Annotated in this window: 15 protein-coding genes; 8 read left to right on the top strand and 7 right to left on the bottom strand. The window is 69.5% G+C overall.

The features are described from left to right. Positions 1–8: 8 nt before the first annotated feature. Positions 9–1,526 carry a flavin-containing monooxygenase gene (locus GSI01S_RS10350; protein ID WP_006896502.1) on the bottom strand — a complete coding sequence of 506 codons (1,518 nt, stop codon included), beginning with the start codon at positions 1,524–1,526 and terminating at the stop codon, positions 9–11. Positions 1,527–1,644: 118 nt separating this feature from the next. On the opposite strand from GSI01S_RS10350, the gene GSI01S_RS10345 reads away from it, so the two are divergent. Next, positions 1,645–2,862: a PucR family transcriptional regulator gene (locus GSI01S_RS10345; protein WP_006896501.1), complete on the top strand. Its 1,218-nt coding sequence runs from the start codon at positions 1,645–1,647 to the stop codon at positions 2,860–2,862. Positions 2,863–2,874: 12 nt separating this feature from the next. Here the strand turns inward: GSI01S_RS10345 and putP are convergent, their stop codons facing one another. Both putP and GSI01S_RS10335 read right to left on the bottom strand, forming a co-directional pair. Continuing rightward, positions 2,875–4,425 carry a sodium/proline symporter PutP gene (gene putP / locus GSI01S_RS10340; protein ID WP_006896500.1) on the bottom strand — a complete coding sequence of 517 codons (1,551 nt, stop codon included), beginning with the start codon at positions 4,423–4,425 and terminating at the stop codon, positions 2,875–2,877. Between the two features lie 147 nt (positions 4,426–4,572). Continuing rightward, complete coding sequence (locus tag GSI01S_RS10335; RefSeq protein WP_006896499.1) at positions 4,573–8,103, bottom strand: bifunctional proline dehydrogenase/L-glutamate gamma-semialdehyde dehydrogenase; 3,531 nt, start codon at positions 8,101–8,103, stop codon at positions 4,573–4,575. Between the two features lie 105 nt (positions 8,104–8,208). On the opposite strand from GSI01S_RS10335, the gene GSI01S_RS10330 reads away from it, so the two are divergent. Beyond that, entirely contained in the window at positions 8,209–9,876 is a 1,668-nt protein-coding gene (locus GSI01S_RS10330; protein WP_006896498.1) for a PucR family transcriptional regulator, read from the top strand. Between the two features lie 7 nt (positions 9,877–9,883). Here GSI01S_RS10330 and GSI01S_RS10325 read toward each other — a convergent pair whose 3' ends face one another. Then, positions 9,884–10,144: a metal-sensitive transcriptional regulator gene (locus GSI01S_RS10325; RefSeq protein ID WP_006896497.1), complete on the bottom strand. Its 261-nt coding sequence runs from the start codon at positions 10,142–10,144 to the stop codon at positions 9,884–9,886. 98 nt (positions 10,145–10,242) lie between these two features. Here GSI01S_RS10325 and GSI01S_RS10320 point away from each other — a divergent pair, with 98 nt between their 5' ends. Then, positions 10,243–12,411, top strand: coding sequence for an MMPL family transporter (locus GSI01S_RS10320; protein WP_006896496.1), 2,169 nt, complete (start codon positions 10,243–10,245; stop codon positions 12,409–12,411). Positions 12,412–12,466: 55 nt separating this feature from the next. Here the strand turns inward: GSI01S_RS10320 and GSI01S_RS10315 are convergent, their stop codons facing one another. Further along, entirely contained in the window at positions 12,467–13,873 is a 1,407-nt protein-coding gene (locus tag GSI01S_RS10315) for a short-chain fatty acyl-CoA regulator family protein (protein ID WP_006896495.1), read from the bottom strand. Between the two features lie 118 nt (positions 13,874–13,991). Here GSI01S_RS10315 and prpD point away from each other — a divergent pair, with 118 nt between their 5' ends. From prpD to GSI01S_RS10290, 5 genes are read left to right on the top strand one after another with little or no spacing between them, the layout of a single operon-like run. Further along, the gene (prpD, locus tag GSI01S_RS10310) at positions 13,992–15,494 is read left to right on the top strand and encodes a 2-methylcitrate dehydratase PrpD (RefSeq protein ID WP_006896494.1); all 1,503 of its coding nucleotides are present in this window, start codon (positions 13,992–13,994) and stop codon (positions 15,492–15,494) included. Between the two features lies 1 nt (position 15,495). Next, positions 15,496–16,425, top strand: a complete 930-nt coding sequence (gene prpB / locus GSI01S_RS10305) for a methylisocitrate lyase (RefSeq protein ID WP_006896493.1) — start codon at positions 15,496–15,498, stop codon at positions 16,423–16,425. Beyond that, complete coding sequence (locus tag GSI01S_RS10300; protein ID WP_006896492.1) at positions 16,422–17,594, top strand: bifunctional 2-methylcitrate synthase/citrate synthase; 1,173 nt, start codon at positions 16,422–16,424, stop codon at positions 17,592–17,594. The genes prpB and GSI01S_RS10300 overlap by 4 nt, the downstream gene beginning before the upstream one ends. Beyond that, positions 17,591–20,983, top strand: a complete 3,393-nt coding sequence (locus GSI01S_RS10295; RefSeq protein ID WP_006896491.1) for a pyruvate carboxylase — start codon at positions 17,591–17,593, stop codon at positions 20,981–20,983. The genes GSI01S_RS10300 and GSI01S_RS10295 overlap by 4 nt, the downstream gene beginning before the upstream one ends. Positions 20,984–21,020: 37 nt before the next feature. Continuing rightward, positions 21,021–21,626: an NUDIX hydrolase gene (locus GSI01S_RS10290; protein WP_006896490.1), complete on the top strand. Its 606-nt coding sequence runs from the start codon at positions 21,021–21,023 to the stop codon at positions 21,624–21,626. Between the two features lie 17 nt (positions 21,627–21,643). Here the strand turns inward: GSI01S_RS10290 and GSI01S_RS10285 are convergent, their stop codons facing one another. Together GSI01S_RS10285 and metE are read right to left on the bottom strand one after the other, a co-directional pair. Further along, positions 21,644–23,296 (bottom strand): FMN-binding glutamate synthase family protein, encoded by a 1,653-nt coding sequence (locus tag GSI01S_RS10285; protein ID WP_006896489.1) that lies wholly within the window; start codon positions 23,294–23,296, stop codon positions 21,644–21,646. Positions 23,297–23,440: 144 nt separating this feature from the next. Then, a complete protein-coding gene (gene metE, locus GSI01S_RS10280; RefSeq protein WP_006896488.1) occupies positions 23,441–25,792 on the bottom strand; it encodes a 5-methyltetrahydropteroyltriglutamate--homocysteine S-methyltransferase in 2,352 nt (783 codons plus the stop codon). Between the last annotated feature and the right edge of the window lie 94 nt (positions 25,793–25,886).

Genomic DNA, 25,886 nt, shown 5'->3' with positions numbered 1-25,886 from the left:
GGGAAGCCTCAGGCGTCGACGGTGGCGGCGACCTTCCGGTAGTCCAGGAAGGCGTCGTCGACCTCGCCCTTGCGAAGCTGCTTGACGTCGGCGGAGACCGCCATGGTCATGGTCCACGGGCTCTGTGTGCCCTGCTTCGGCAGACGGTCGAGGGCCCGCTTGACGTATCCGGCGCCGAAATCGAGCAGCGGCCGGGTCTCCATGCCGGGATCGGCCACCGGCCGCACCGAGCTGTAGCCGCCCTGGTCCATGTGGGTCAGCATGCGGCAGAAGTACTCGCACAGCAGGCCGATCTTCAGCGTCCACGACGAGTTCGTGTAGCCGATCGCCAGCACCCAGTTGGGCACGCCGGACAGCATCACGCCACGGTAGGCGACGGTCTCGGACAGGTCGATCGGCTCGCCGTCGCGGCTGAGCTCCATCCCGCCGAACAACTGCAGGTTGAGACCGGTGGCCGTGACGATGATGTCGGCCTCGAGCACCTGACCGGACTCGAGTTCGATGCCGTCGGCGACGAACCGCTTGATCCGGCCGGTCTCGATGGACGCGGTGCCCTTCTTGATCGCCTTGAACAGGTCGCCGTCCGGGACCACGCACAGCCGCTGGTCCCACGGGTTGTACGGCGGGTTGAAGTGGGTGTCCAGGTCGTAGTCGCGGGGGAGGAGCGCCGCATTGGAGGCGCGGATGACCCTGCGCGCGACGCTCGGGTAGCGCTGGCAGAACTGGTACACCAGCTTCTGCTGGAAGATGTTCTTCTGACGGCTCAGCCGGTAGCCGCGCTCGGCGCCGAGCGTCTTCTTGAGCGCGTTGGAGATGGCGTCCTCGCGGGGAAGCGGGATCACGTAGGTCGGCGTGCGCTGGAGCATCGTGACGTGGGCGGCATCGCCCGCCATCGAGGGGACCAGGGTGACGGCGGTGGCGCCGGACCCGATGACGACGACCTTCTTGCCCCGGTAGTCGAGATCCTCGGGCCAGTGCTGCGGATGGACGATCTGCCCCGCGAAGTCGTCGCTGCCTGCGAACTCCGGAGTGAAGCCCTCGTCGTAGTTGTAGTAGCCGGTGCCCGCGAACACCCAGCGGGTCTTGACCTCGGAGGTCTCGCCCGTGTCGTTGTGCTTGACGGTCAGGGTCCACAACTGCTCGGCCTCGGACCAGTCGGCCGACACCGCGCGGCGGTTGAACGCGATCTTCGACTCCAGGCGGTCCTCGGCGACGGCCTCACGCAGGTAGTCGAGGATGCGGGGTGCGTCGGCGATGGCCTGGGGATCGCGCCACGGCTTGAACTCGTACCCGAATGTGTTGAGATCGGAGTCGGAGCGGATACCGGGGTACCGGAACAGATCCCAGGTACCGCCGATGGAGTCGCGTGATTCGAGGATCACGAAGCTCTTTCCGGGATGCTCGGTGGTGAGGTAGTGCGCGGCGCCGATTCCGGAGATGCCTGCGCCGAGGACGACGACGTCGAGCGGCTGCTCGCTCAAAATCGAGTCGGCGGTGGCCGATGTGCCCGTCGATTCGGTGGTCATGGTGTTCCTTCTCGTCAGGAGGGCTGAACCTTCGATACCAATGATCGTTGTAACCGTCGATGAAAAGCAAGGATGAATCGCACCAGCATGGCCGCAGTCGGAGTGCATAATCAACCATATGGCGTCTGACGAGGCAGAACTGGCCGAGCCCAGTCGCGAGGTGGCCGACCTCATCCGGGCCGGGGTGGAGACGGTTCTGAACGCTCCGCCCGAATGGATCGCCGATATGAACCACGCCGCGATGCACCCCGCCGGGATGGAGCGCGTCCTCGTGGATGCGGATCTGCGAGAGGTCGCCCTGCGGATCAACGAGGGCAATCTCAACCACTGGGCTCGAAGCAACCTGGCCGATCCCGGCGCACGGGTGAGCGTCAACCTCAACGAGGAGACGATCGGCTTCGTCCGCGATCTGGTCAGGCGCGGATTCGACGCCGGTGCGCTCGACTCGTTCCGCACCGCGCAGAACACCGCCTGGCGGCTCTGGATGCAGATCTGCTTCGGTCTGACCTCGGACGCGAGACTGCTGCGGGAGCTTCTCGAGGTGACCTCGGTCTCGATCGCCACCTTCATCGACGACACGGTGGCCGAACTGACGCACCAGATCGACGTCGCCCGCGCCGAACTCGCTGGCGACAACCACGCCCAGCGGCGTGCTGCGGTCGCGCTGATCCTGGAGGGTGCGCCGATCGCGCCGGCCCGCGCCGACCTCGCTCTCCGATATTCGATCGAAGGACCGCAGTCGGCGATGGTGATCTCCGGGGACGCCGGGCTGGCACCTGACGATCTGGAGGCCGCCTGCGAGGCGATCATGGTCGCCTCCGGCGTCGGTCGCCGTCTCACCGTCCTGGCCGGGGCCTCGGAACTGTGGGTGTGGCTGCCGACCGATCGGCTGGTGGTGGACGCGGCCCTCGCGGCGCACCCGCATGTACGGGTGACGGCCGGCTCGCCCGGCGCGGGTCGAGAGGGGTTCCGCCGCAGCCACTTCGAAGCACTCGAAGGACAGCAACTGCTGACCAGGCTCGGCTCGACGGCGCGGTTCGCCGCATACGACGATCTCGCGTTGCTGGCGGCGATGACGCGCGATCTGACACGGCTGGACGCCTTCGTCGCGCACACCCTCGGCGATCTGGCGTCCGCCGACCGCGGTCTCCACGAATCGGTTCGGATGTGGTTCGCCTGTCAGTGCAACGCGAGCGCGGCCGCCGCACGCCTGTACACGCATCGCAATACCGTGGTCCGGCATGTGGCGCGTGCCCAGGAGTTGCTGCCGCGGCCGCTGGAGACGAACGCCGTCGCCGTGGCGGCGGCGCTCGAAGCGCTGCGGTGGCGCGAGTAGGGGCGCGGCGGGTCAGACGTCGGCGAGGACGTCGTCCGTCTGATGAGTGAACGGCTCCTTGGACCGGCTCAGCTCCACCGCGCGGGTGAACTCGGCATCGATCTCCGGGTCCGCGCGGAAGGTCAGCAGGCTGACGACCACGGTGACGATCAGGCTGGCGGCGAAGCCCGGGATGATCTCGTAGAGGTCCTCGCTCAGCGAGGTCTGACCCCACACGTAGGCGACGACCGCGCCCGCGACGATGCCCGACAGGACTCCGACGGTGCTGACCCGGCGCCAGTACAGGCAGAGGATCACCGCCGGGCCGAAGGCCGACCCGAAGCCCGCCCAGGCGAAGGCGACCAGATCCAGGATGCTGTTCGACGGCGAGATCGCCAGCAGCGCGGCGATCACCGCGATCGTCAGAACGCCGAGACGGCCGAGCATGACGTAGGTCTTGTCGGTGAGTTCACGGCCCCTGCCGGTCTTCTCGGCGACCAGCTTGTACAGATCCTCCACCAGAGCCGACGAGCAGACGACGAGCTGGGACGAGATGGTGGACATGATGGCCGCGAGCACGGCGGCCAGCACCAGGCCCGCGATGAAGGGGTGGAACAGCAGCTGCGACAGCGACAGGAACACGGTCTCGGCGTCTTTCGGGGCCTGCGCGGTGTGCTCGGCGAAGTAGGCGATGCCGACCAGTGCGGTGCCGACGGCGCCGAGCGCGCACAGCAGCATCCAGCCGATGCCGATTCGGCGGGCGACACCGGCCTCGGACGGGGACCGCAGCGCCATGAAACGCACGATGATGTGCGGCTGCCCGAAGTAGCCCAGGCCCCACGCGGCCGCCGAGATGATGCCGATGACGGTGGTCCCGGCGAAGAAGCTCAGACCGTTGTCCATGGCGGCGTTCACTCCGTCGATGGTGGCGCCGACGCCGCCCAGGTCGATGATGCCGATGATCGGAACCGCCAGAAGCGCGACCACCACCAGCAGCCCCTGCGCCACGTCGGTGAGCGACGCGCCGAGGAACCCGCCGAACAGCGTGTACAGCATGGTGATGCCGGCGACGATCAGCATGCCCGCGGTGTAGTCGACCCCGAAGGAGCTGTCGAAGAACTTGCCGGAGGCGACCATGCCGCTGGAGACGTAGAACGTGAAGAACACCAGGATGATGACGCCGCAGGTGATCCGGAGGATGCGCGAGTCGTCGTGCAATCGCGATTCGAAGAAGCTCGGAATCGTGATCGAGTCACCTGCCACCTGCGTGTATGCGCGCAGTCGCGGCGCGACCAGCTTCCAGTTGGTCCACGCGCCGATCAGCAGGCCGATCATGATCCAGGACGCCGAGAGGCCGGAGAGATACATCGCGCCCGGCAGGCCCATCAGCAGCCAACCCGACATGTCCGACGCACCCGCGCTGAGTGCGGCGACCCACGGCTTGAGGCCGCGGCCGGCGAGCATGTAATCGTCCAGACTGTTCCGCGTGCGGCGGTACGCGTACCAGCCGATGCCGAGCATGGCTGCGAAGTACAGCGCGACCGCGACCAGCTGGATGGTCTTCTCGTCGGGCGCGACGGTCATAGGTCATCTCCTAGAGGTGGGTTCAGCCGGAAGCAACACACGCGTCAAATGTGACACAGGTCTCCCGCTCACGACGATTCTTCCCGGTGACCGGCCCGGCAAAGCATGTGGGGACGTACAAGATGCACGTCCCCACATTGTGGCGATCTATGAAGACTTGAGGTCTTCGGCCAATTCGACGAAGGCGCGGTCGAGGTTCCCGAATCGATGCAGGGTCATCGAGACCGACTGCTCGGCGAGCCAGTACCGCAGTTCGACGCGTCCGGACGCGGTGACGGTGTCGTCGAGCACCGCGAGTTCGGGCCGTCCGAGGGTGAGATCGCGCAGTGCCGGTGTCGCCGGAGAATCCAGGCGGACACGGGCGATGCCGGCCCGTCCGATCCGGTCGACGAAGGCCCGGTCGTCGCGGGCGGGATCGACCGGCACGCCCAGCGCCGCCGCGGCGTCGAGCACCGCGCGCAGATCGTCGCCGATGTCCGGCGCCGGTGCCGCCACCACGCGCGCACCGCTCCGGTGCGCGGCCGCCAGCAGTCGTGCCACCTTGGCGGGCGTCGACTCCGCCGTCACCCGCAGCGCCACCGCCGCGGGGCGATAGCGGAAGATGTTCGCCTCGCCGGCCAGGCCCGTCTCGTCGCGCGGCGTCCCGAACTCGGCGGCCCACGCGGTGTCGTCGTCGCTCACCGCCGCTCGCAGCCATGCCGTCTCGCCGGCGGTGAGCACCGGCGAGACCGAGTCGATGAAGGCGCCGACCTCGGCGAGCGCGGCCGGTGCGGCGTCGGGCAGGCAGTCGCGGTCGGCCCACGATCCCATGAGCATCAGGTAATTGGGACCGCCCGCCTTGGAACCCAGACCCACCGACGACCGCTTCCACCCGCCGAAGGGCTGCCTGCGGACGATCGCGCCGGTGATGCCGCGATTGACGTAGACGTTTCCCGCCTCGACGCGGTCGATCCACGAGCGGACCTCGCGCGGCTCGAGGGAGTGCAGACCCGCGGTGAGTCCGAAGTCGGTGGCATTCTGCAACTCGATGGCCTCGTCGAGCGTCTCGGCGCGCATCAGTCCGAGAACCGGTCCGAAGCACTCGGTGCGGTGGAAGAACGTTCCGGGCGCCACACCGTCCTTGATTCCCGGTGACCACAGTCGGTCGTCGATCCGCCGCGGCTTCAGGAGCCAGCGTTCGCCCGGCTCGAGGGTGGTCAGGGCCCGCAGCAGCTTATCGCTCGGATCCTCGGTGAGCGGTCCGACGGTGGCCGAGAGGTTGGTGGGCCAGTCGACGACGAGTGAGGCGGCCGCGTCCACCAACTGACGGCGGAACCGCTCCGAGGAGTACGTGCTGCCGACGAGGATCGCCAGCGACGCCGCCGAGCACTTCTGGCCCGCGTGGCCGAAAGCGCTGTGGACCAGATCGGCGATGGCGAGGTCGCGATCGGCGGACGGGGTGATGATCAGCGCGTTCTTACCGGAGGTCTCGCCGTTGATCCGCAGGTCCGGACGCCAGGACGCGAACAGGGCCGCGGTCTCGGAGGCGCCGGTGAGCACGACGCGGTCGACGTCGGGATGACTGATCAATCGTCGCCCGGCCGGGCCCTCGTCGGGAAACACTCCCTGGCACGCCTCGCGCGGAACACCTGCCTCCCAGAGGGCTTCGAGAATGGCCATCGAGCAGTGCGGTGTCGGCTTCGACGGCTTGTGGATCACCGCTGCGCCGGCGGCCAGGGCGGCGAAGGTGCCGCCCGCGGGGATCGCGATCGGGAAGTTCCACGGCGGTGTCACCACGATCACCCGGTCCGGAGTGAAGGCAGCCGCGGCGACCTCGTCCAGTTCCAGTGCTCGATGCGCGTAGTAGCGGGCGAAGTCGATGGCTTCGGAGATCTCGGGATCGGACTGGGCGACGGTCTTGCCCGCCTCGGCCGCGGCCAGTGAGACGAGGTGTCCGCGCCGGCGGGAGAGGATGTCCGCGGTGCGGTAGAGGATCGCTGCGCGGTCGGCGGCCGGGCGTGCGCTCCACTGTGCGGCGGCCGACCGGGCGCGCTCGACCAGCGCGTCCACCTCGTCCTCGGCGATCGCGTCGGGAACGGGCTGGGAGGCGAGCCACTGCGGTGTCGCGGTGGCGAGCGCGTCGCGCGCCCATCGCTGATTGGCGGGCAGGGCGGCGTTGGTGTCCGGTTCGTTCGCGAAGGCCGGAAGCGGCAGTGCCGGATCGAGGGCCGTCTCAGCGGACTGGTCGAGTGTCCGGTCCTGCCGGTCGTTCGGCAGGGGAGGCGCGTAGCCGTCGGTGGTGAGGATGCGGCCGAGTTCGGCGAGCGCATCACGGAACCGCCCCGACTCCCGGTGATAGATCGCACTTCCGGGCGCGAGGTCGAAGATGCCCGACATGAAGTTCTCGGGCGCGGCGTTCTCCTCGAGACGCCGTACCAGGTACGAGATCGCGACGTCGAATTCCTTCGGTTTCACCGTCGGCACGTACAGCAGCAGCCGGCCGACGTCGGCGCTGAGGACGTCGGCCTGCTCGGTCGCCATGCCCTGCAGCATCTCGAACTCGACGCGGTCGGACACACCGCGGCGATCGGCCAGCAGATGGGCGAAGGCGATGTCGAACAGATTGTGCCCGGCCACACCGACGCGCAGGCCCCGCATGTGATCCCTGTTGAGCAGCCAGTGCAGCACGAGTTTGTAGTTGGCATCGGTCGCGGTCTTCGACGAGCAGGTCACCTGGGGCCATCCGGCCACCTCGGCGTGCACCGACTCCATGGCGAGGTTGGCGCCCTTCACCAGCCGGACCTTGATCCCCGCGCCGCCGGCCGCCACCCGGGCGGCGGCGAAGTCCGACAGACGCTGCATCGCGCCGAGTGCGTCCGGCAGGTAGGCCTGCAGCACGATCCCCGCTTCGAAGTGCTTGAGTTCGGGGAGGCTCAGGAGCCGGGTGAACACCTCGATGGTGAGTTCCAGATCGCGGTATTCCTCCATGTCGAGGTTGATGAACTTGGTGCCCGCGGGCGCGGCGGCGGCCTGGAGATACATCGGCGTCAGTCGGTCGATGATGTACTGCGCCGTCTCCTCGAACGCCCACATCGAGATCTGGGAGGCGACGGAGGAGACCTTGATCGAGACGTAGTCGACGTCATCGCGCCGCAGCAATGCCCGCGCGTCCGCGAGATGGTTGTCGGCCTCGGCGTCACCGAGCACGGCCTCGCCCAGCGGGTTGATGTTGAGCCGATGGCCGCTCTCGCGGAGCTTGGCGACCGCCCGGCGGAAGGGCCGCTCACGGGCGTCGACGATCATGTGCCCGACCATCGAACGCATCCGTGCGCGCGCGGCGGGGATGACCACCCCGGGCAGCCTCTCGGCCAGGACGCCACCGGCCTTGATCTGCAAGCGGTCCCAGGCGCCCAGCGTGGCCGGGGTGCTCGCCGCGAGTTCGGCGAGCGCCTGGGCGGCCGCCTTCTGGTCCTCGGTGCCGATCACCCGGTCGACGAAACCGACGGTGAAGTCGAGCCCGCGCGGATCGGACAGGACCGAGGCGAGACGGCGAGCGGACGCATGCGGCTCGGTCTGCGCCGCCGCGGCGGCGCGCAGCCAGTCGGTGACGAGTTTCTCGGAGGAGTCGGCGAGCTCGTTCAGTTCGGTGAACACTTCGGTGGGCGCCGGAATCGGGTCGGCGGCGTGTGCGGTGGTCATGATGCCAGTACACGTCGGCGCGCCGCGGCGGTCGTCGGACAATACTACGAACGATTACGTGGTTTCTTGTACGATTCTCCAGCTGACCTGACAGACTCTACTGCCATGACCACTGGTGACGAGGATTCCGGAGCGACGAGCGACGAGGTGTCGGCGACGCATCCGTCGGTGCTCCTCCGAGACGTCGTCTCGGCTCTCGACACCGCCGTGGCACACGTCCTCGCCGACGCCGATCCGGAACGGCGGATCACCTCGGTGTCGATGATCGATGCCGACGATCTGGCCGGCGGTCTCGATGCGCCGACGGACGCGGTGCTTCTGGTGGGACTCGGCACCGGCGCGGTCCTCGAGTGGATGCGGGGGTGCCACACGGAGGGGAGGCCCGCCGAGGGGCCGCGTGTGGTCTTCACCAAGGCGAATCCGTCCGGGTTGGCAGGGGTCGCCGCGCGGGCGGGGGTGGCCGTGGTGGTGGTCGATGCCCGGGCGCGGTGGGACCGGGTGCTCACGACAGTGCAGGGATGTCTGGACCGGGTCCGGGACGATGACCCCGCGGACCTGACGCCGCCCGTCGACGTCGATCTCTTCGGTCTGGTGGCGCTGGTCGCGAACGGTACCGGGGGACTGGTGTCCATCGAGGACGCGACCAGTGCGCGGGTCCTCGCGTACTCGCCGTCGAAGGGCGAGGCCGACGACTTGCGGGTGCAGACGATCCTCGGCCGGGCCGGGCCGCCCGCGTACTTGGATCTGCTTCGTCGCTGGGGCGTGTTCGATGCGATTCGCCGCGGCGGCGAGGTGGTCGACGTGCCCGAGCACCCGGAACAGGCCATGCGCCGCCGCCTCGTCGTCGGCGTCCACGCCCGATCCGGCAGGCATCTCGGCTCCATCTGGGTGCAGGAGGGCGCCCGACCGCTGGCCGACGACTCCGCCGACGTGATGCGCGGGGCCGCCGCCATCGCCGCGCGCATCCTGACCCGGGAGATGCGTGCGCCGTCCACGGAGGGCCAGTTGGTGCAGCGTCTGTTCGGTGCGCACGGGGGCATCGACGTCTCGTCGGCGGGCGCGTACCTGCGGTGGCCGGTGGACGAGGCCGTCGCGGTGATCGGGATCGCGCCCACCGGCGGCGACCAGGCCGTCTACGAGGACGCGATGGCCGCAGTCGGCGGTGCACTCCGGCTGCACGCCAGCGCCTTCGCCGCCGCGGCCGTCACCACGGTGCTCGACGGTCGCGCGTACCTGCTGCTGCCGGCGGTCAACACGGCCGCGATCATGCGTTGGGTCGGCGGACTCGTCACGAAGTTCGACGGGGACGCGGCCCTGGCGGGCGCGGTGCTGCACGCCGCGGTGGTCAGCCCGCTCGCCGGGCTGGCCGACGTTCCTGCCGGGCGGGCCGAAGTGGACCGGGTGCTCACGGCCACCGCATCGGCTCCGGGTGCAGCGCGGGTGACGAGTCTGGCCGAATCACGGACCGCGGTTCTGCTCGGCGAGATCCTCGACGTGGTCGCCGCGCGCGAGGACCTCCTGGACCCGCGGGTGGCCGCGCTGGCGGACTACGACCGCAAGCACTCCGCCGACCTGGTGGCGACCGTCCAGGCCTATCTCGACGCGCACGGCAACGTGCGCGATGCGGCCGCCGCGGTGGGCGTGCACGCGAACACCCTGCGCTATCGGATCGAGCGGGCCCAGCAGCTCTCGGGCCTGCGCCTGGAGGACCGGGACGACCGGCTCCTCACCACCATCCAGCTCGCGCTGCTCCGCACCGCCGTCCGTCGCTGATCCGCTCTCAGGCGAACGACAGGAACAGCTTCTCCATCTTGGCCTGATCGACGCTGTCCGGGCCCTCGGTGCTGATGCAGTGGATCAGGCCCGTGGAGACCAGGGCGTAGCCGCTGCGCGCCAGCGCCTTGTCGACCGCGGCGAGCTGGGTCAGGGCATCCTCGCATTCGGCACCCTCTTCGAGCATGCGGATCACGGTCGCCAGATGGCCATGGGCGCGTCGCAGCCGCGTGAGCACCGGTTTGAGCTTCTCGTCGGGTAGTTGCATGTCGACTCCTCTCGTCGCCTCGATTATTGCATAACCCCCTGGGGGGATGTACGGTCTCCCACTAACCCCCCAGGGGGATATGGAGGAGGACGAATGACATGAGAAGTGAAGAACTGGAACCGACGCGGGCGTCCGCCGCGTCCGTGGGCGCGGTGGAGCCGCGGCCCGGGCCGCTCGGTCGGCTCGGCGTCTGGGTGAGTGCCCACGGCCGCTTGGTCGCGGCGGCGTGGATCCTGATCGTCATCGGGCTCGGCGTCTTCGCACCGTCGGTGGAGAAGAGTCTCTCCGGCGCCGGCTGGCAGGCACAGGGGTCCGACTCGGTCGCGGCCCGCGATCTAGCGGTCGCGCACTTCGGCGGGAACGCGTCGTCGGCCATCCAGGTGGTCGTGACGGGCCAGCGGTCCCTCACCGAGGGTGATGGGCCGGAGGTGATCGCCGCTGTCGGCGACATCCTGCGCGCCGACGGACGGATCAGCCAGGTGATCGAGCCGACGCCGGGGGCCACCCTCTCCGCCGACGGCCGGACGGCGATCGTGATCGGCGGTGCGGGCGCGGACACCAACGAGATGGTGCGCGCGGCGACCGATCTGTCGCCGCCACTCGAGGCCCTCTCACGCGACGGCGTTCAGGTGGCGCCCACGGGTGCGTCGGTGATGTGGTCGGATTTCAACAAGGCCAACCTCGAGGCGATGCTGACCTCCGAGATGATCTCATTCCCGGTGACGCTCTTCATCCTGGTGGTGGCGTTCGGTGCGCTCGTCGCCGCCGGGCTGCCGCTGCTGCTGACGATCGCCGGTCTCGTCGCGTCGGCGGGAATTCTGGTGCTGGTGAACGCCGTTGTCCCGGTGTCGATCTGGGCGATGAACTTCGCGATGATGTTCTCCCTCGCCCTGGGCATCGACTACGCGCTGTTCCTCGTCGTCCGGTTCCGGGCGGCACGGATGGGACAGCGACTGCCGATGCGGGCCGCGATCGCTCAGACCATGGATACGGCGGGCAAGGCGGTCCTGCTCTCGGGCGCGACCGTGCTGGTGTCGCTGTCCGCCGTGATGCTGGTGCCGTCACCGTCGTTCCGGTCGATGGCGGGCGGGATCATGATCTCGGTCGTGTTCATCCTCGCGGCCACCCTCACCCTGTTGCCACTGGTGCTCTCGAAGCTCGATCACCGCATCGACAAACTGCCGCTGCCGTGGGTCAAGGCGGGCGAACACCGTTCGCCGCGGTTCGAGGCGTGGGCGCAACGACTGTGGCGGCACCCGCTGCGGTGGGGAGCGGCGGCCCTGGCGATCCTGGTGGTCCTGGCGATCCCGCTGGTGGGCCTGACCACCGCCATGCCGTCGATCAAGGTGCTCCCGGAAGACGCCAGTGCCCGCGTCGGCTACCACCGCGTGCAGGAGGCTTTCGGTCCGGGAGCGCCGGGCATGCTGACCGTCATCGCACCCGCGGCGGTCGCCGACGAGGCGCGCACGGTGCTGGCGGACGATCCGGGAATCGCGGCCGCGACCCCGCCGGCCGCACCGTCCGACGGCGTCGACTACCGGATGATCCAGGCCGTGCCGACCGTCGATCCGTCGGACCCGGAACTGGCGCAGACCGTCGACCGGTTGCGCGCCGGCCTGCCCGCCGGGGTGCTCGTGGGCGGTGCCGCCGTAGAGAATCTGGACCTGAAGGCGCAACTCGACCGGAGCACTCCGGTGGTGATCGCGGTGGTCTTGACGCTCGGATTCCTGCTACTGCTGTTCGCGCTGGCGGCGCCGCTCATCTCCTTCCTCGGAACGCTGGTCAGTCTCCTCTCGACCGCGGCGGCGTTCGGCGTGGCGCGGTTGGTGTTCCAGGACGGACTCGGTGCCGGACTGTTCGGCTTCGAGTCGCAGGGCTTCCTGGACGCCTGGGCGCCGGTGTTCTTCTTCGCGATGATCTTCGCCATCGCGATGGACTACACGGTGTTCCTGCTCGCCTCCGCCAAGGAGCACTGGGAACGTGACGGCGATGCGAGGTCGGCGATGGTGGGCGCGGTGGCGCACTCGGGGCGGGTGATCTTCGCCGCGGGCGGAGTCATGGTGGCGGTGTTCTTCACCTTCGCCCTGTCCGGACCGCTGCCTCCCAAGGAGATGGGAGTGATCCTCGGCGTCGCGGTGCTGCTGGACGCCTTCCTGATCCGGCTGGTGCTGCTGCCGGTGCTGCTGCGGCTGACCGGACGGGCGGCCTGGTGGACGCCGGCCTGGCTGCGGAAGGTGCTCCCGACCGTGAGCTTCGCTCACGACTGATCGACTCCACCGACATCGGTCGATCCGCACGGCTGCGGTCCCGTACCGCCCCGGTTCACTCCGACCGGCGGTACGGGATCGAGTCGCTGATCCGTTCGTCGATGTGGATGCCGCGGCCCAGCATCGGGAAGGCGCGCTGCGAGCAGTCCGGCCGCGGACACACCTTGCAGCCGGCGCCGATCGGCACCATCGTGCGGTCCTCGGCGAGGTCGACTCCGGTCGAATAGATCAGTTCGTCGGCGTGCGCGAGATCGCAGCCCAGGCCGATCGCGAAGTCGGACGGCGTCGCGAGGTGGCCGCCCGAATGCGAGTCGATGGTCCGCGCCAGCCAGAAGTAGCTGCGGCCGTCCGGCATCTGCGACACCTGGGTCCGCACCCGGCCGGGCGTGGCGAAGGCGTCGTGGACCACCCACAGCGGACAGCTGCCGCCCACCCGGGAGAAGTGGAACGCGGTCGCCGACTGACGCTTGGAGATGTTCCCGGCCTTGTCGACACGGACGAAGATGAACGGAACTCCGCGGTCGCCGGGGCGTTGCAGGGTGGACAGGCGGTGGCAGACGGTCTCGAAGCCGACCTCGAACCGCCGACTCAAGAGGTCGACGTCGTAGCGGAGTTCACGTGCGGCAGCGGCGAATTCGCCGTAGGGGAGAACCAGCGCACCTGCGAAGTAGTTCGCGAGGCCCACGCGCGCCACGGGTATCGAGGCGTCGTCGAGGCTGTCCGCGGAGGCCACCAGCCGATCGATCTGCGGGCGTTGCGAGAGCAGTGCGAGCTGCGTGGCGAGTTGGAAGGCGCGCTGGCCCGCCGACAGTCGCCGCGCGAGCGTCACCGTCGCCGACTCCTCGTCGAATACGCGCTTGGGTCCGGTGCCGCGCTCGGCGGGCGCGATCGTGACGCGGACGCCGAACCGGTGTTCCAACAGGTCGGCCAGCTGCAGATCCAGCCCGCCGACGGACAGGCCGGCGTCGGCGAAGAGTCGCTCGGCGGCCAGGTCGAGCTCGGCGATGTAGTTGCGGCGGTCGTAGAAATAGTCGCGGACCTGCTCGAACGGGGTGATGTGGGGTTCGGTGGAGCCGTCACCGGTCCGCGCTCGGAGCGTCTCCAGCTCGGCGGTCGCCGCCGCCAGCCGACGGTGCATGCCGACCAGGGCGCGGCCGATCTGCGGCATGCGCGCCACCATCTCAGCCACCTCGGTCCGGCTCACCTTCTCTCCCTGCTCGAGGATCGCGTCGGCCAGGTCGGCGGCGAGGCGGGCGTCGCCGGACGCGGAGAAGAAGTCCGGCGCGAGGTCGAACGCGGAGGTGATGGTGAGCAGCACCGGGACGGTGATCGGGCGTTGGTCGTTCTCGAGCTGATTGACGTACGTGGTGGACAGGTCCAGCCGCCGGGCGAGCGCCGCCTGCGACAGCCCGAGCTCCTCGCGCAGCCGGCGGAGCCGGCCGCCCACATAGGTCTTGGCCATGCGCCAACTGTATCCGGCACGGTATCCGCAAGATTCGCAACATAGTCCTGAAAGATCCGCAGAAATACGCATTTGCCAGGCCTTTCGCGAGACGAGAGCGCCTGCGTACGGTGCGAACATGATCAATCACGAAGTCCGCACCCGCCGCAGCGCCGAAGAGTTTCCGTTGAGCGAGCATCTCGCGTACAAGATCGCTCAGGTGGCCGCCGACCCCGTCGGTGTGCCCGACGAGACCGCCGAGATGATCGTCAACCGCATCATCGACAACGCGGCCGTGAGCGCCGCGTCGGTGGTGCGGCGACCGGTCGTGAGCGCGCGCAGGCAGGCGCAGACCAGGCCGGTCGCCGGCGGCTCCACGGTCTTCGGCGTCGACGGCTCGTACGCACCGGAGTGGGCGGCCTGGGCCAACGGCGTCGCGGTGCGTGAGCTGGACTTCCACGACACCTTCCTGGCCGCCGAGTACTCGCACCCCGGCGACAACATCCCCGCCCTGGTGGCGGTGGGGCAGCGAGTGGGCGCCGACGGCGCCGATCTGATCCGCGGACTGGCCACCGCGTACGAGATCCAGATCGATCTCGTGAAGGGCATGTGCCTGCACGAGCACAAGATCGACCACGTCGCGCACCTCGGTCCGTCGGTCGCGGCCGGTCTCGGCACCATGCTGCGGCTCGATGTGCCGACGATCTACCAGGCCGTCGGCCAGGCCCTGCACCTGACCACCGCCACGCGGCAGTCCCGCAAGGGACTCATCTCCAGTTGGAAGGCGTACGCCCCGGCCCATGCGGGCAAGATCGCGGTCGAGGCAGTCGACCGGGCGATGCGCGGCGAGGGGGCGCCGTCGCCGATCTGGGAGGGCGAAGACGGTGTGATCGCCTGGATGCTCGGTGGGCCCGAGGCGCGCTACACGGTGCCCCTGCCTGCGCCGGGTGAGGCCAAGCGGGCCATCCTCGACAGCTACACCAAGGAGCACTCGGCCGAGTACCAGAGCCAGGCGCCGATCGACCTGGCCCGGCGGATGCGCGACCGGGTCGGCGACCCCTCGCAGATCGCGTCGATCGTGCTGCACACCAGCCACCACACCCACTACGTGATCGGCACCGGGTCGAACGACCCGCAGAAGTTCGACCCGACCGCGAGCCGTGAGACGCTCGATCACTCGGTCATGTACATCTTCGCCGTCGCGCTCCAGGACGGTGAATGGGACCACGAACGCTCGTACGCGCCCGAGCGCGCCGCCCGCCCGGACACGGTGGAACTGTGGCGCAAGATCTCCACCGTCGAGGACCCGGAGTGGACGCGCCGCTACCACTCCACCGACCCGAACGAGAAGGCCTTCGGCGCCCGCGCCGTCATCACCCTCGCGAGCGGCGAGGTGATCGAGGACGAACTGGCCGTCGCCGACGCCCACCCGCTCGGCGCCCGTCCATTCGCCCGCGACCAGTATCTGGCGAAGTTCGCGCGCATGGCCGAGGGCGTGATCGACCCCGCCGAGCAGGAACGCTTCGTCGCGGCGGCGACCGGCCTCGCGGACCTGCCCGCCGGCGGTCTCGACGCCCTCAACGTCCGCGTCCTGCCGGACGTGCTGGCGTCCGCGCCGGAGACCGGGAAGGGAATCCTCTGAGATGACCGCCACTTCCGGAAGCGTCTTCTCCTCCGGCCGCAGCGACGCCGACAAGCGGCGCGGCCTGCGCGACGCCCTGAACTCCGGCGAACTCCAGCGCTGGCCGGGCGCGTTCTCACCGTTGGTGGCCAAGATGGTGGCCGACGCCGGATTCGAGGGCGTGTACGTCTCGGGCGCCGCGCTGGCCGCCGACCTGGGGCTGCCCGACATCGGCCTCACCACCCTCACCGAGGTCGCCGCGCGCGGCGGAGCGACCGCGCGAGCCACCGACCTGCCGACGCTCATCGACGCCGACACCGGGTTCGGCGAGCCGATGAGTGCGGCCCGGACCGTCGCGACGCTCGAGGACGCCGGGCTGTCCGGCTGCCACCTCGAGGACCAGGTGAACCCCAAACGCTGCGGACACCTCGACGGCAAGGAGGTGGTCCCGGTCGACGACATGCTGCGCAGGCTGGGAGCCGCGGTCGGAGCCCGCCGCGACGAGAACTTCATCGTGTGCGCCCGCACCGACGCCCGCGGCGTCGAGGGCCTCGATGCGGCGATCGACCGAGCGAAGGCGTACGTCGACGCCGGAGCCGACCTCATCTTCACCGAGGCCCTGGCCACCGCCGCCGAGTTCGAGCGTTTCCGCGCGGCGGTCGACGCGCCGCTGCTGGCGAACATGACCGAGTTCGGCAAGTCGGAACTGCTCACCGCACAGCAACTCCGGGATCTCGGCTACAACGCGGTGATCTATCCGGTCACCACTCTCCGGATCGCGATGGGTGCCGTCGAGGCCGGTCTCGGCGAACTCTCCTCGACCGGCACGCAGCGGGGGCTCCTCGACGGCATGCAGCACCGCGCCCGCCTCTACGAGTTCCTCCGATACGCCGACTACAACGCCTTCGACAACCAGCTGTTCACCTACACCCGACCGGGGGTTCAGAAATGACCGACACGCCCACCGCGCAGTCCGCGGCCGCACGGACGAGCGGGACCGACGCCATATACACCGACGCCATATACAAGGGATTGGCCGGTGTCGTCGTGGACACCACCGCGATCTCGAAAGTGGTCCCGGAGACCAACTCGCTCACCTATCGCGGCTATCCGGTGCAGGAACTCGCGGAGAAGTGCTCGATGGAGCAGGTCGCGTACCTGCTCTGGTACGGCGAGCTGCCGGGGGATCATCAGCTGCAACAGTTCACCCAGCGCGAGCGCGCCGCCCGGCGTCTGGACCGATCGGCACAGGCGGTGCTCGCCCGCACTCCCGAGACCTGCCACCCGATGGACGTGGTCCGGACGATGATCAGCTATCTCGGCACCGAGGACCCCGACGAGGACGTCGCCGCACCCGCGTCACTGCTCGACAAGGCTCAGCGGATGTTCGCGGTGCTGCCCACCATCGTCGCCGCCGACCTGCGACGCAGGAGGGGACTGGACCCGATCGCCCCGCACCACGGGCTCGGCTACGCGGAGAACTTCCTGAACATGTGCTTCGGAGAGGTGCCCGATCCGGTGGTCGTCCGGGCCTTCGAGAAGTCGATGGTGCTCTACGCCGAACACAGCTTCAACGCCTCCACCTTCGCTGCCCGCGTCGTGACCTCGACCGGATCGGACATCTACAGCGCGGTGACCGCGGCGATCGGCGCGTTGAAGGGACCGCTGCACGGCGGCGCCAACGAGGCCGTGATGCACGACATGATCGAGATCGACCGCCCCGAGCGGGCGCGCGCCTGGCTCGACGCGAAGCTGTCCGCCGGAGAGAAGGTGATGGGTTTCGGCCATCGCGTCTACAAGCGGGGAGACTCCCGGGTGCCCACCATGTACCGCGCGCTGCGGGAGGTCTCCGAACACCTCGGTCAATCCAGATGGCTCGCCATCTACGCCGAGCTCGAAGAGGAGATGGTCTCGCGGACCGGGATCCGGCCGAACCTCGACTTTCCGACCGGACCGGCGTACTTCCTCATGGGTTTCGACATCCCGATGTTCACGCCGCTGTTCGTGATGAGCCGCATCACCGGGTGGACGGCCCACATCATCGAGCAGACCGAGTCGAACGCCCTGATCCGTCCGCTGTCCGCGTACTCGGGCCCGCAGCAGAGGTCCGTTCCGGCGTGAGCATCTCGAAGATCCTGGTCGCCAACCGAGGCGAGATCGCGGTCCGGGCCTTCCGTGCGGCCCGCGACCTCGGCCTCGGAACGGTGGCCGTGTTCCCGCACGAGGACCGCGGCGGCATCCACCGATTCAAGGCCGACGAGTCGTATCAGATCGGCACGCCCGGCCACCCGGTCAAGGCCTATCTGTCAGTCGACGAGGTGATCGGGGCGGCGCTGAGATCGGGGGCCGACGCGGTGTACCCGGGCTACGGCTTCCTCTCGGAGAACGCCGGACTGGCCCGCGCGTGCGACGAGAACGGACTCGTCTTCGTCGGACCGTCGGCCGCGGTGCTCGACCTCACCGGCGACAAGAAGCGCTCGGTTCAGGCCGCCCGCGAGGCGGGCCTGGCCGTGCTCGCCGGGTCGGCGCCGTCATCCGACCCCGACGAGCTGGTAGCGGCGGCGGCCGAGCTGACGTTCCCGGTATTCGTCAAGGCGGTGGCCGGCGGCGGGGGCCGCGGGATGCGAAGGGTGGAACGGATCGAGGATCTCGCCGATGCGGTGACGGCGGCGGGCCGGGAAGCCCATGCGGCATTCGGCGATCCCACGGTGTTCCTGGAGCAGGCGGTGGTGCGACCGCGACACATCGAGGTACAGATCCTGGCCGACGCCGGCGGTGACGTGGTGCACCTGTACGAGCGGGACTGCAGCCTGCAGCGGCGGCATCAGAAGGTCATCGAGATCGCCCCCGCCGTGGGCCTGGACCCCCAGGTGCGCAACCGCATCTGCCGCGACGCCGTCGCCTTCGCCCGGCATATCGGGTACACCTGTGCGGGCACCGTCGAGTTCCTGCTCGACGAACGCGGCCGGCACTACTTCATCGAGATGAACCCGCGGATTCAGGTGGAGCACACGATCACCGAAGAGGTGGTCGAGGTGGATCTGGTGTCGGCCCAGCTGCAGATCGCCGGCGGTGCCTCGCTCGCCGGGATGGGGCTGCACCAGGACGCGATCACCGTCCGCGGTGCGGCGCTGCAATGCCGCATCACCACCGAGGATCCCGCCGACGGCTTCCGGCCGCAGACCGGCCGCGTCCGCGACTACCGCGCGCCCGGCGGGGCGGGGGTCCGGCTCGACGGCGCCGCCGCTCTGGGCAGCGAGGTGACCGGCCACTTCGACTCGATGCTCGTCAAACTCACCTGCCGGGGCCGCGATTTCGCGACCGCGGCCGCGCGGGCCCGGCGAGCGCTGGCCGAGTTCTCGATCCGCGGCGTCACCACCAACATCGGGTTCCTCCGCGCGGTCCTGGAGAACGACGACTTCCTCGCGGGCGGGACCACCACCTCGTTCATCGACGACCATCCGGAACTGCTCACCGGGCACGCACCGGGCGACGACGTCGGCAAGCTGCTGGCGTATCTGGCCGACGTGACGGTGAACCGGCCGCACGGTGAGGCGCCGTCGACCGTCCGTCCCACCTCCAAACTGCCCGCCGTCCCGGCGAGCCTGCTGGCGCGGCCGCCCGCGGGCTCACGGCAGCGTCTGCTGAGTCTGGGGCCGGACCGGTTCGCCGAGTCGCTGCGGACTCAGTCCGCCGTCGCGATCACCGACACCACCTTCCGCGACGCGCATCAGTCGCTGCTCGCCACCCGGCTGCGCACCAGCGCCCTCGACGCCGTCGCACCGTACGTGGCGGCACTGACCCCGCAGCTGTGGTCGGTGGAGTGCTGGGGCGGTGCCACCTACGACGTAGCGCTCCGCTTCCTGAAGGAAGATCCCTGGGAGCGGCTCGAACGACTCCGGGAGGGGTTGCCGAACGTCTGCCTGCAGATGCTGCTCCGCGGTGCCAACACCGTGGGCTACACCCGGTATCCGGACGATGTGTGCCGCGGCTTCGTCGCGGAGGCGGCGGCCACGGGAATCGACGTGTTCCGGATCTTCGATGCGCTCAACAGCGTCGAGGCGATGCGGCCCGCCATCGACGCGGTACGCGAGACGGGGACGGCGGTGGCCGAGGTGGCGTTGAGCTACAGCGGCGACCTGTCGGATCCGCGTGAAGATCTGTACACCCTCGACTACTACGTGCGTCTGGCCGAGCAGGTGGTCGACGCCGGCGCCCACGTGCTCGCGATCAAGGACATGGCCGGTCTGCTTCGTCCGCGTGCCGCGACCGCCCTGGTCGGCGCGTTGCGCCGGGAGTTCGACATCCCGATCCACGTCCACACCCACGACACCGCGGGCGGTCAGGTCGCCACCTATCTCGCGGCGATCGCCGCGGGAGCAGACGCGGTCGACGCCGCCAGCGCTCCGCTGTCGGGCACCACCAGTCAGCCATCGCTCTCGGCGGTGGTGGCGGCGCTGGAGAACGGCGAACACGACACCGGGCTGGATCTTCGCAGCGTGTGCTCCCTGGAGCCCTACTGGGAGGCGGTGCGCCGCGTGTACGCGCCGTTCGAGTCCGGGGTGGGAGCCGCGACCGGACGCGTCTACGAACACGAGATCCCCGGGGGACAGCTGTCGAATCTGCGGCAGCAGGCCATCTCCCTCGGCGTCGGCCACCGCTTCGAGGAGGTGGAACGGGCCTACGCCGACGCCGACGCACTGTTGCGGCGGCCGATCAAGGTGACGCCGTCGTCGAAGGTGGTCGGCGATCTCGCCCTGTCGCTGGTGGCGCAGCAGATCACCGCTGCCGAGTTCGCCGCCGACCCCGCATCGCACGATGTCCCCGACTCGGTGATCGGCTTCCTCGCCGGCGATCTCGGAGAGCCCGCCGGCGGTTGGCCGGAACCGTTGCGCACGCAGGCCCTCGCGGGCCGGACCCACACGCCGCCGACCGCCGCCCTCGCGGCCGACGATCGCGAGGCGCTCACCCGATCCGGGCCGCGCAGGCGGCGGGTTCTGGACCGGCTGCTGTTCCCCGGTCCGGCGGCCGAGTTCGGCGACCATCGGGCGACGTTCGGCGACACCTCGCGGCTGTCGGCGACGGAGTTCTTCTACGGTCTGCGGCCCGGCGAGGAGCATCGCGTCCGACTGGGTCCCGGCACCGAGATGCTCGTCGGTCTCGAAGCGGTCGGCGAACCCGACGACCTCGGCCGCCGCACCGTGTTGTTCACGGTGAACGGGACACTGCGGCCGGTGCCGGCCCAGGACCGGTCGGTGGAGCCGTCGGCAGCTGTCGCCGAACGCGCCGACCGCAGTGATCCGCGCCAGATCGGAGCGCCTTTCGCCGGCGTCGTCACCGTCACCGTGGCCGAGGGCGACAGCGTCACCGCGGGATCGACCGTGGCGACGATCGAGGCGATGAAGTTGGAGGCCTCCATCACCGCGCCCGTCGGTGGGGTGGTCGAGCGGGTCGCCGTCGACGCGGTCGCCGAGGTGGCGCCCGGCGACCTGCTCGTGGTGATCGGTTAGCCGCCCTCGGGACGCCGCACCGGGTAGAGATGACGGCATGGAGATCACGCGGCAACTGGCACGGGAGCGGATCGGGAGCTGGGCCCGCCGGACCATCGACGACCCGGCGGGCAGGCTCCGGCACTCGGCGGTCGCCATCACCGTCGTCCGTCACGGCGGGGAGTACGGGATCTGGATCGCCCGGCGGCCGTCGTCCCTGCGCAACCACTCCAATCAGTTCGCGCTCCCGGGCGGACGCCTCGATCCCGGCGAGACGCCGACCCGGGCCGCGTTGCGCGAACTGCACGAGGAGATCGGGATCGAGCTCGGTGAGGAGACGGTGCTCGGCCTTCTCGACGACTACGAGACGCGGTCGGGCTATCTGATGACACCGGTGGTGTGCTGGGTGGACGACGACCCGCCCGTCCATCCGAGTCCGGCCGAGGTGGACGAGCTCTTCTTCGTGTCCTTCGACGAATTGCGCAGGCCGGCGGTGTTCAGCCGGATACCGGAGTCGCCGCGCACCCTGGTCGCGCTGAACATCGCGGGCGCCCGGATCCACGCGCCGACGGCCGCGGTCGTGTATCAGTTCGCCGAGGTGGTACTGGCCGGCCGGGACACCCGCGTTCACGATCTCGAACAGCCGGTGTTCGCCTGGCGCTGAGAACGCCGCGAGCGGGGCTACACCGCGAGCGGATGCTGGGTGCTGCCGTGGCTCGGCGGCCGGTGTGACGGATCGGGTTCGTGTGCACTCGTGAGGACGAAGGACTCCGCACTCGCGTACTCCCAGTCCTCGCGCCACGACTCCGGCGGGCGGGTCAGCAGTTCGCCCGGCGCGAGCCACTCGTAGATCTCCGCGTACGACTTCGATCTGTTCGGCCCCACCGTCCGCATCAGCATCGACGGGTGGAGATCGTCGAAGCTCGTCAGCCCCATCGACGCGACGAACTGCTTGGCGTTGTCGACGACGTGGCGCTGCAGGTTGTAGACCCGTTCGGTCTTGTCGGGCACGTCGAGTGCGCGGGCTCGCTTCGGATCCTGGGTGGCGACGCCGACCGGGCACTTGTTGGTGTGGCACTGCTGCGCCTGAATGCATCCGACGGCCATCATCATCGCCCGCGCCGCGAGGGTGAAATCGGCGCCCTGGATTACGCGCTTGACGATGTCGATGCCGTTGGTGATCTTGCCCGACGCGCCGATCCGGATCTGGTCGCGCAGACCGGTGCCGACCAGTGCGTTGTGTACCGTCATCAGGCCTTCGGTCAGCGGGGTCCCGACGTTGTCCTCGAATTCCACCGGCGCGGCCCCGGTGCCGCCCTCGGCCCCGTCGACGATGATGAAATCGGGTGCGATCCCGGTCTGGCGGATGGCCTTGCAGATGCCGAGGAGCTCACTGCGCGAACCGACGCACAGTTTGAAGCCGACCGGCTTGCCGCCCGACAGGTCGCGCAGACGGCCGATGAACTCGCACAGCCCGACGGGGGTGTGGAAAGCGTTGTGCGAGGGCGGTGAGACGACGGACCGCCCGGCGGGGACACCCCGAATCTGCGCGATCTCGGCCGTCACCTTGGGGCCGGGCATCACTCCGCCGAGACCGGGTTTGGCCCCCTGGGACAGCTTGATCGAAATGCACTTGACCTGCGGGTTCGATGCCTTGGCACGGAACTGCTCGGGGTCGAAGTGCCCGTCGGGGGTGCGGCAGCCGAAATAACCCGTGCCGATCTCCCAGATCAGATCGCCCCCGGGCCGCAGATGGTAGGAGCTGAGCCCACCCTCACCGGTGTCGTGTGCGAAGCCGCCTTTGGCGGCACCGCCGTTGAGTGCCAGGATCGCATTCGCCGACAGCGCGCCGAAGCTCATCGCGGACACGTTGTACATCGCCATGTCGTACGGCTGAGTGCACGCCGGCCCGCCGATCCGCACGGTGGGGGTCTCGTCGGTGGCGGAGTGCGCGACGATCGAGTGCCGCACGTACTCGTATCCGATCACCGTCGGATCGCGCTGGGTGCCGAACGGGTCGACGTCCTTGACGTCCTTGGCGCGTTCGTAGATCGTGGTGCGCGTCTCCCGGTCGAACGGGGTCCCGTCGGTGTCGCGTTCGATGAAGTACTGCTGGATCTCCGGCCGGATGCTCTCCATGAGGAAGCGGAAATGCCCGAGCACCGGATAGTTCCGCAGAATGCTGTGGCGGGCCTGCACCAGGTCGTACGTGCCGACCAGGGCGATGAAGGCGAGGACGCCGGTGACGAATAGCCACCACGGGGAGACCAGGACGAGCGTCGAGGACACCGCGGCGAGAACCCACGTCGCGGCAACAGCCAACCATCTGAGCATCGTCTCCACCTCTTGTCGCGGGCACCGCCGGTCGGGGAATCGGGCGGCTTCCACTGTAGTTCGGACGCGGCGGTACCGGAGGCAGGACGGGCCCACCGGACCCATCGGCCACCGGTGAGCGGTGTCCGATGGATCCGGTCGCGATCAGGTGGCGGGCACCGTGGCCCGATCGGCGGCGATCTCCTCGCGGACCCGGCGGGCGGCGTCGACCATGTTCCGCAGCGCGGCGGTGACCTCGTCGGTGCGGCGGGTCTTGAGCCCGCAGTCGGGATTGACCCACAGCCGGTCGGCGCGCACCGCGTCGAGCGCTTCACGCAGCGACGCGGCCATCTCATCGGCGGCCGGCACGCGCGGCGAATGGATGTCGTAGACGCCCGGACCCACCTGGGCGGCGAAGCCGGCCGCGTCGAGGTCGTCGAGGACCTCCATATGGGAGCGCGCCGCCTCGATGGAGGTGACGTCCGCGTCGAGCGCGGCGATCGCACCGATCACCTCGCCGAACTCCGAGTAGCACAGATGCGTGTGGATCGCGGTGGCGTCGCCGACCCCGCCGGTGGCGATACGGAAGGCGGTCACCGCCCAGTCGAGGTACGCCGCGCGGTCGGCGGTCCGCAGCGGCAGCAGTTCGCGCAGTGCCGGTTCGTCGACCTGGATGATCGGTACCCCCGCGCGCTCGAGATCGGTGGTCTCGTCCCGGATCGCGAGAGCCACCTGACGCGCGGTCTCGGCGAGCGGCTGGTCGTCGCGGACGAACGACCACGCGAGGATCGTCACCGGGCCGGTGAGCATGCCCTTGACCGGCTTCTCGGTCAGGGACTGCGCGTAGGTGATCCAGCCGACCGTCATCGGCGACGACCGCCGGACGTCGCCGAAGAGGATCGGCGGCCGGACGCAGCGTGACCCGTACGATTGGACCCAGCCGGCGGCCGTCGCGAAGAAGCCGTCGAGTTGTTCGGCGAAGTACTGGACCATGTCGTTACGCTCGGGTTCCCCGTGGACGAGGACGTCCAGACCCACCTGCTCCTGCAGGGCGATCACCGCGGCGATCTCCTGCTCCATCCGGGACCGGTAGGCCGCCGAGTCGATGGTTCCGTTCCGCAGCGCGAGGCGCGCCTTGCGGATCTCGACCGTCTGCGGGTACGAGCCGATGGTCGTGGTCGGCAGGACGGGCAGGCCGAGCGCGGCGTCCTGCGCCTCACGGCGGTCGGGCGCGGGCGAGCGGGTCCAGTCGGCCGGAGTGAGCCCGGCGAGGCGTTCGCGGACCGCGGCGACGTGTACGCGCGGGTCCGCTGCCCGGGACGCCAGTGCCGCGCGCGCCGCCTCGAACCGGCACGCCTGGTCGTCCCGGCCGTGCGCCAGGGCCCGAGCGAGCGCGGCCACCTCGCCGAACTTCTCTTCGGCGAAGGCCAGCCATCCGTGCAGCACCGGGTCGAGTTCGAACTCGCCGCGCACGGTGTACGGGACGTGCAGTGTGGAACACGAGGTCGAGACCGCGAGGGCACCGGCGTGCGCGCGCAGCGACTCGAGTGCGGCCAGCGCCGCGTCGAGGTCGGTGCGCCAGACGTTGCGGCCGTCCACCACGCCGGCGACTACCAGTTTTCCGGTCAGATCGGCCGTGCGGACGGTGTCCGGAGAGCCGGTCACCAGGTCCACTCCGACGCCCTCCACCGCGGTCCGCGCCAGCGCCGCGAGACGGTCGCCCGCATCGCCGAAGTACGTCTGCACCAGGATCCGCGGGCGCGTCCGGACAGCCGACAGCACACCGTAGACGCGTTCGGCGAGGTCGGTGAGACCGTCGGCCTGATCGGTCACCAGCGTGGGTTCGTCGATCTGGACCCAGTCGACACCGGTCTGGGCCAGGCGGCCGAGGAGCTCGGTGTAGAGCGGCAGGAGATCGTCGATGCGGGTCAGCGGTGCCGGGCCGCCGTCGACCGCCTTGGCGAGCGCGAGGAAGGTGATCGGTCCGATCACCACGGGACGGGCGGGCACGCCCTGAGCCTGCGCCTGAGCGATCTCATCGAGGACTGCGCCCGGGTCGAGGATGAACTCGGTGTCCGGACCGATCTCCGGAACCAGGTAGTGGTAGTTGGTGTCGAACCACTTGGTCATCTCCAGCGGTGCGATGTCGGGGCCCGGGCCGCCGGCGGTGCCGCGGGCGGCGGCGAAGTAGCGGTCCAGCGGATCGTCGATCGCCGCCACTCGCGGTGGCAGCGCGCCGAGCATCACAGCGGTGTCGAGCACCTGGTCGTAGTACGAGAACGTGTTGACGGGCACCGAGTCGAAACCGGCGTCGATCAGTCTGCTCCAGCTGTCGCGGCGGATGCCCGTTGCGACCCGGGTGAGCGCGGCGGCGTCGATCCGGCCCGCCCAATAGGCTTCGACCGCGCGCTTGAGCTCCCGGTTGGCGCCGATCCGGGCGACGCCGGGGACGGTGGCCGTGAAGCCCGCCGAGTCGGTGGTTCTGGTGTCGGTGGTGATAGTCGTGTCATCGGACATGACGTGTTCTTCTCCTGCATGAGTAGTTCGAGCCGTCGCCATACCGGGCGCTGCGAACCGCAGTTCGTCAGTCGCCCGTTTCCTCGAGGCGGAC

The sequence above is a fragment of the Gordonia sihwensis NBRC 108236 genome (assembly GCF_000333035.1).
Classification (GTDB): Bacteria; Actinomycetota; Actinomycetes; order Mycobacteriales; family Mycobacteriaceae; genus Gordonia; species Gordonia sihwensis.
Note: the sequence above shows the minus strand (reverse complement) of the source record. Positions and strands in the feature narration are given on the sequence as shown.

Coding starts and splice junctions, on each gene's coding strand:
- GSI01S_RS10350 (WP_006896502.1), bottom strand. CDS start 1,526: ATGACCACCGAATCGACGGGCACATCGGCCACCGCCGACTCGATTTTG.
- GSI01S_RS10345 (WP_006896501.1), top strand. CDS start 1,645: ATGGCGTCTGACGAGGCAGAACTGGCCGAGCCCAGTCGCGAGGTGGCC.
- putP (WP_006896500.1), bottom strand. CDS start 4,425: ATGACCGTCGCGCCCGACGAGAAGACCATCCAGCTGGTCGCGGTCGCG.
- GSI01S_RS10335 (WP_006896499.1), bottom strand. CDS start 8,103: ATGACCACCGCACACGCCGCCGACCCGATTCCGGCGCCCACCGAAGTG.
- GSI01S_RS10330 (WP_006896498.1), top strand. CDS start 8,209: ATGACCACTGGTGACGAGGATTCCGGAGCGACGAGCGACGAGGTGTCG.
- GSI01S_RS10325 (WP_006896497.1), bottom strand. CDS start 10,144: ATGCAACTACCCGACGAGAAGCTCAAACCGGTGCTCACGCGGCTGCGA.
- GSI01S_RS10320 (WP_006896496.1), top strand. CDS start 10,243: ATGAGAAGTGAAGAACTGGAACCGACGCGGGCGTCCGCCGCGTCCGTG.
- GSI01S_RS10315 (WP_006896495.1), bottom strand. CDS start 13,873: ATGGCCAAGACCTATGTGGGCGGCCGGCTCCGCCGGCTGCGCGAGGAG.
- prpD (WP_006896494.1), top strand. CDS start 13,992: ATGATCAATCACGAAGTCCGCACCCGCCGCAGCGCCGAAGAGTTTCCG.
- prpB (WP_006896493.1), top strand. CDS start 15,496: ATGACCGCCACTTCCGGAAGCGTCTTCTCCTCCGGCCGCAGCGACGCC.
- GSI01S_RS10300 (WP_006896492.1), top strand. CDS start 16,422: ATGACCGACACGCCCACCGCGCAGTCCGCGGCCGCACGGACGAGCGGG.
- GSI01S_RS10290 (WP_006896490.1), top strand. CDS start 21,021: ATGGAGATCACGCGGCAACTGGCACGGGAGCGGATCGGGAGCTGGGCC.
- GSI01S_RS10285 (WP_006896489.1), bottom strand. CDS start 23,296: ATGCTCAGATGGTTGGCTGTTGCCGCGACGTGGGTTCTCGCCGCGGTG.
- metE (WP_006896488.1), bottom strand. CDS start 25,792: ATGTCCGATGACACGACTATCACCACCGACACCAGAACCACCGACTCG.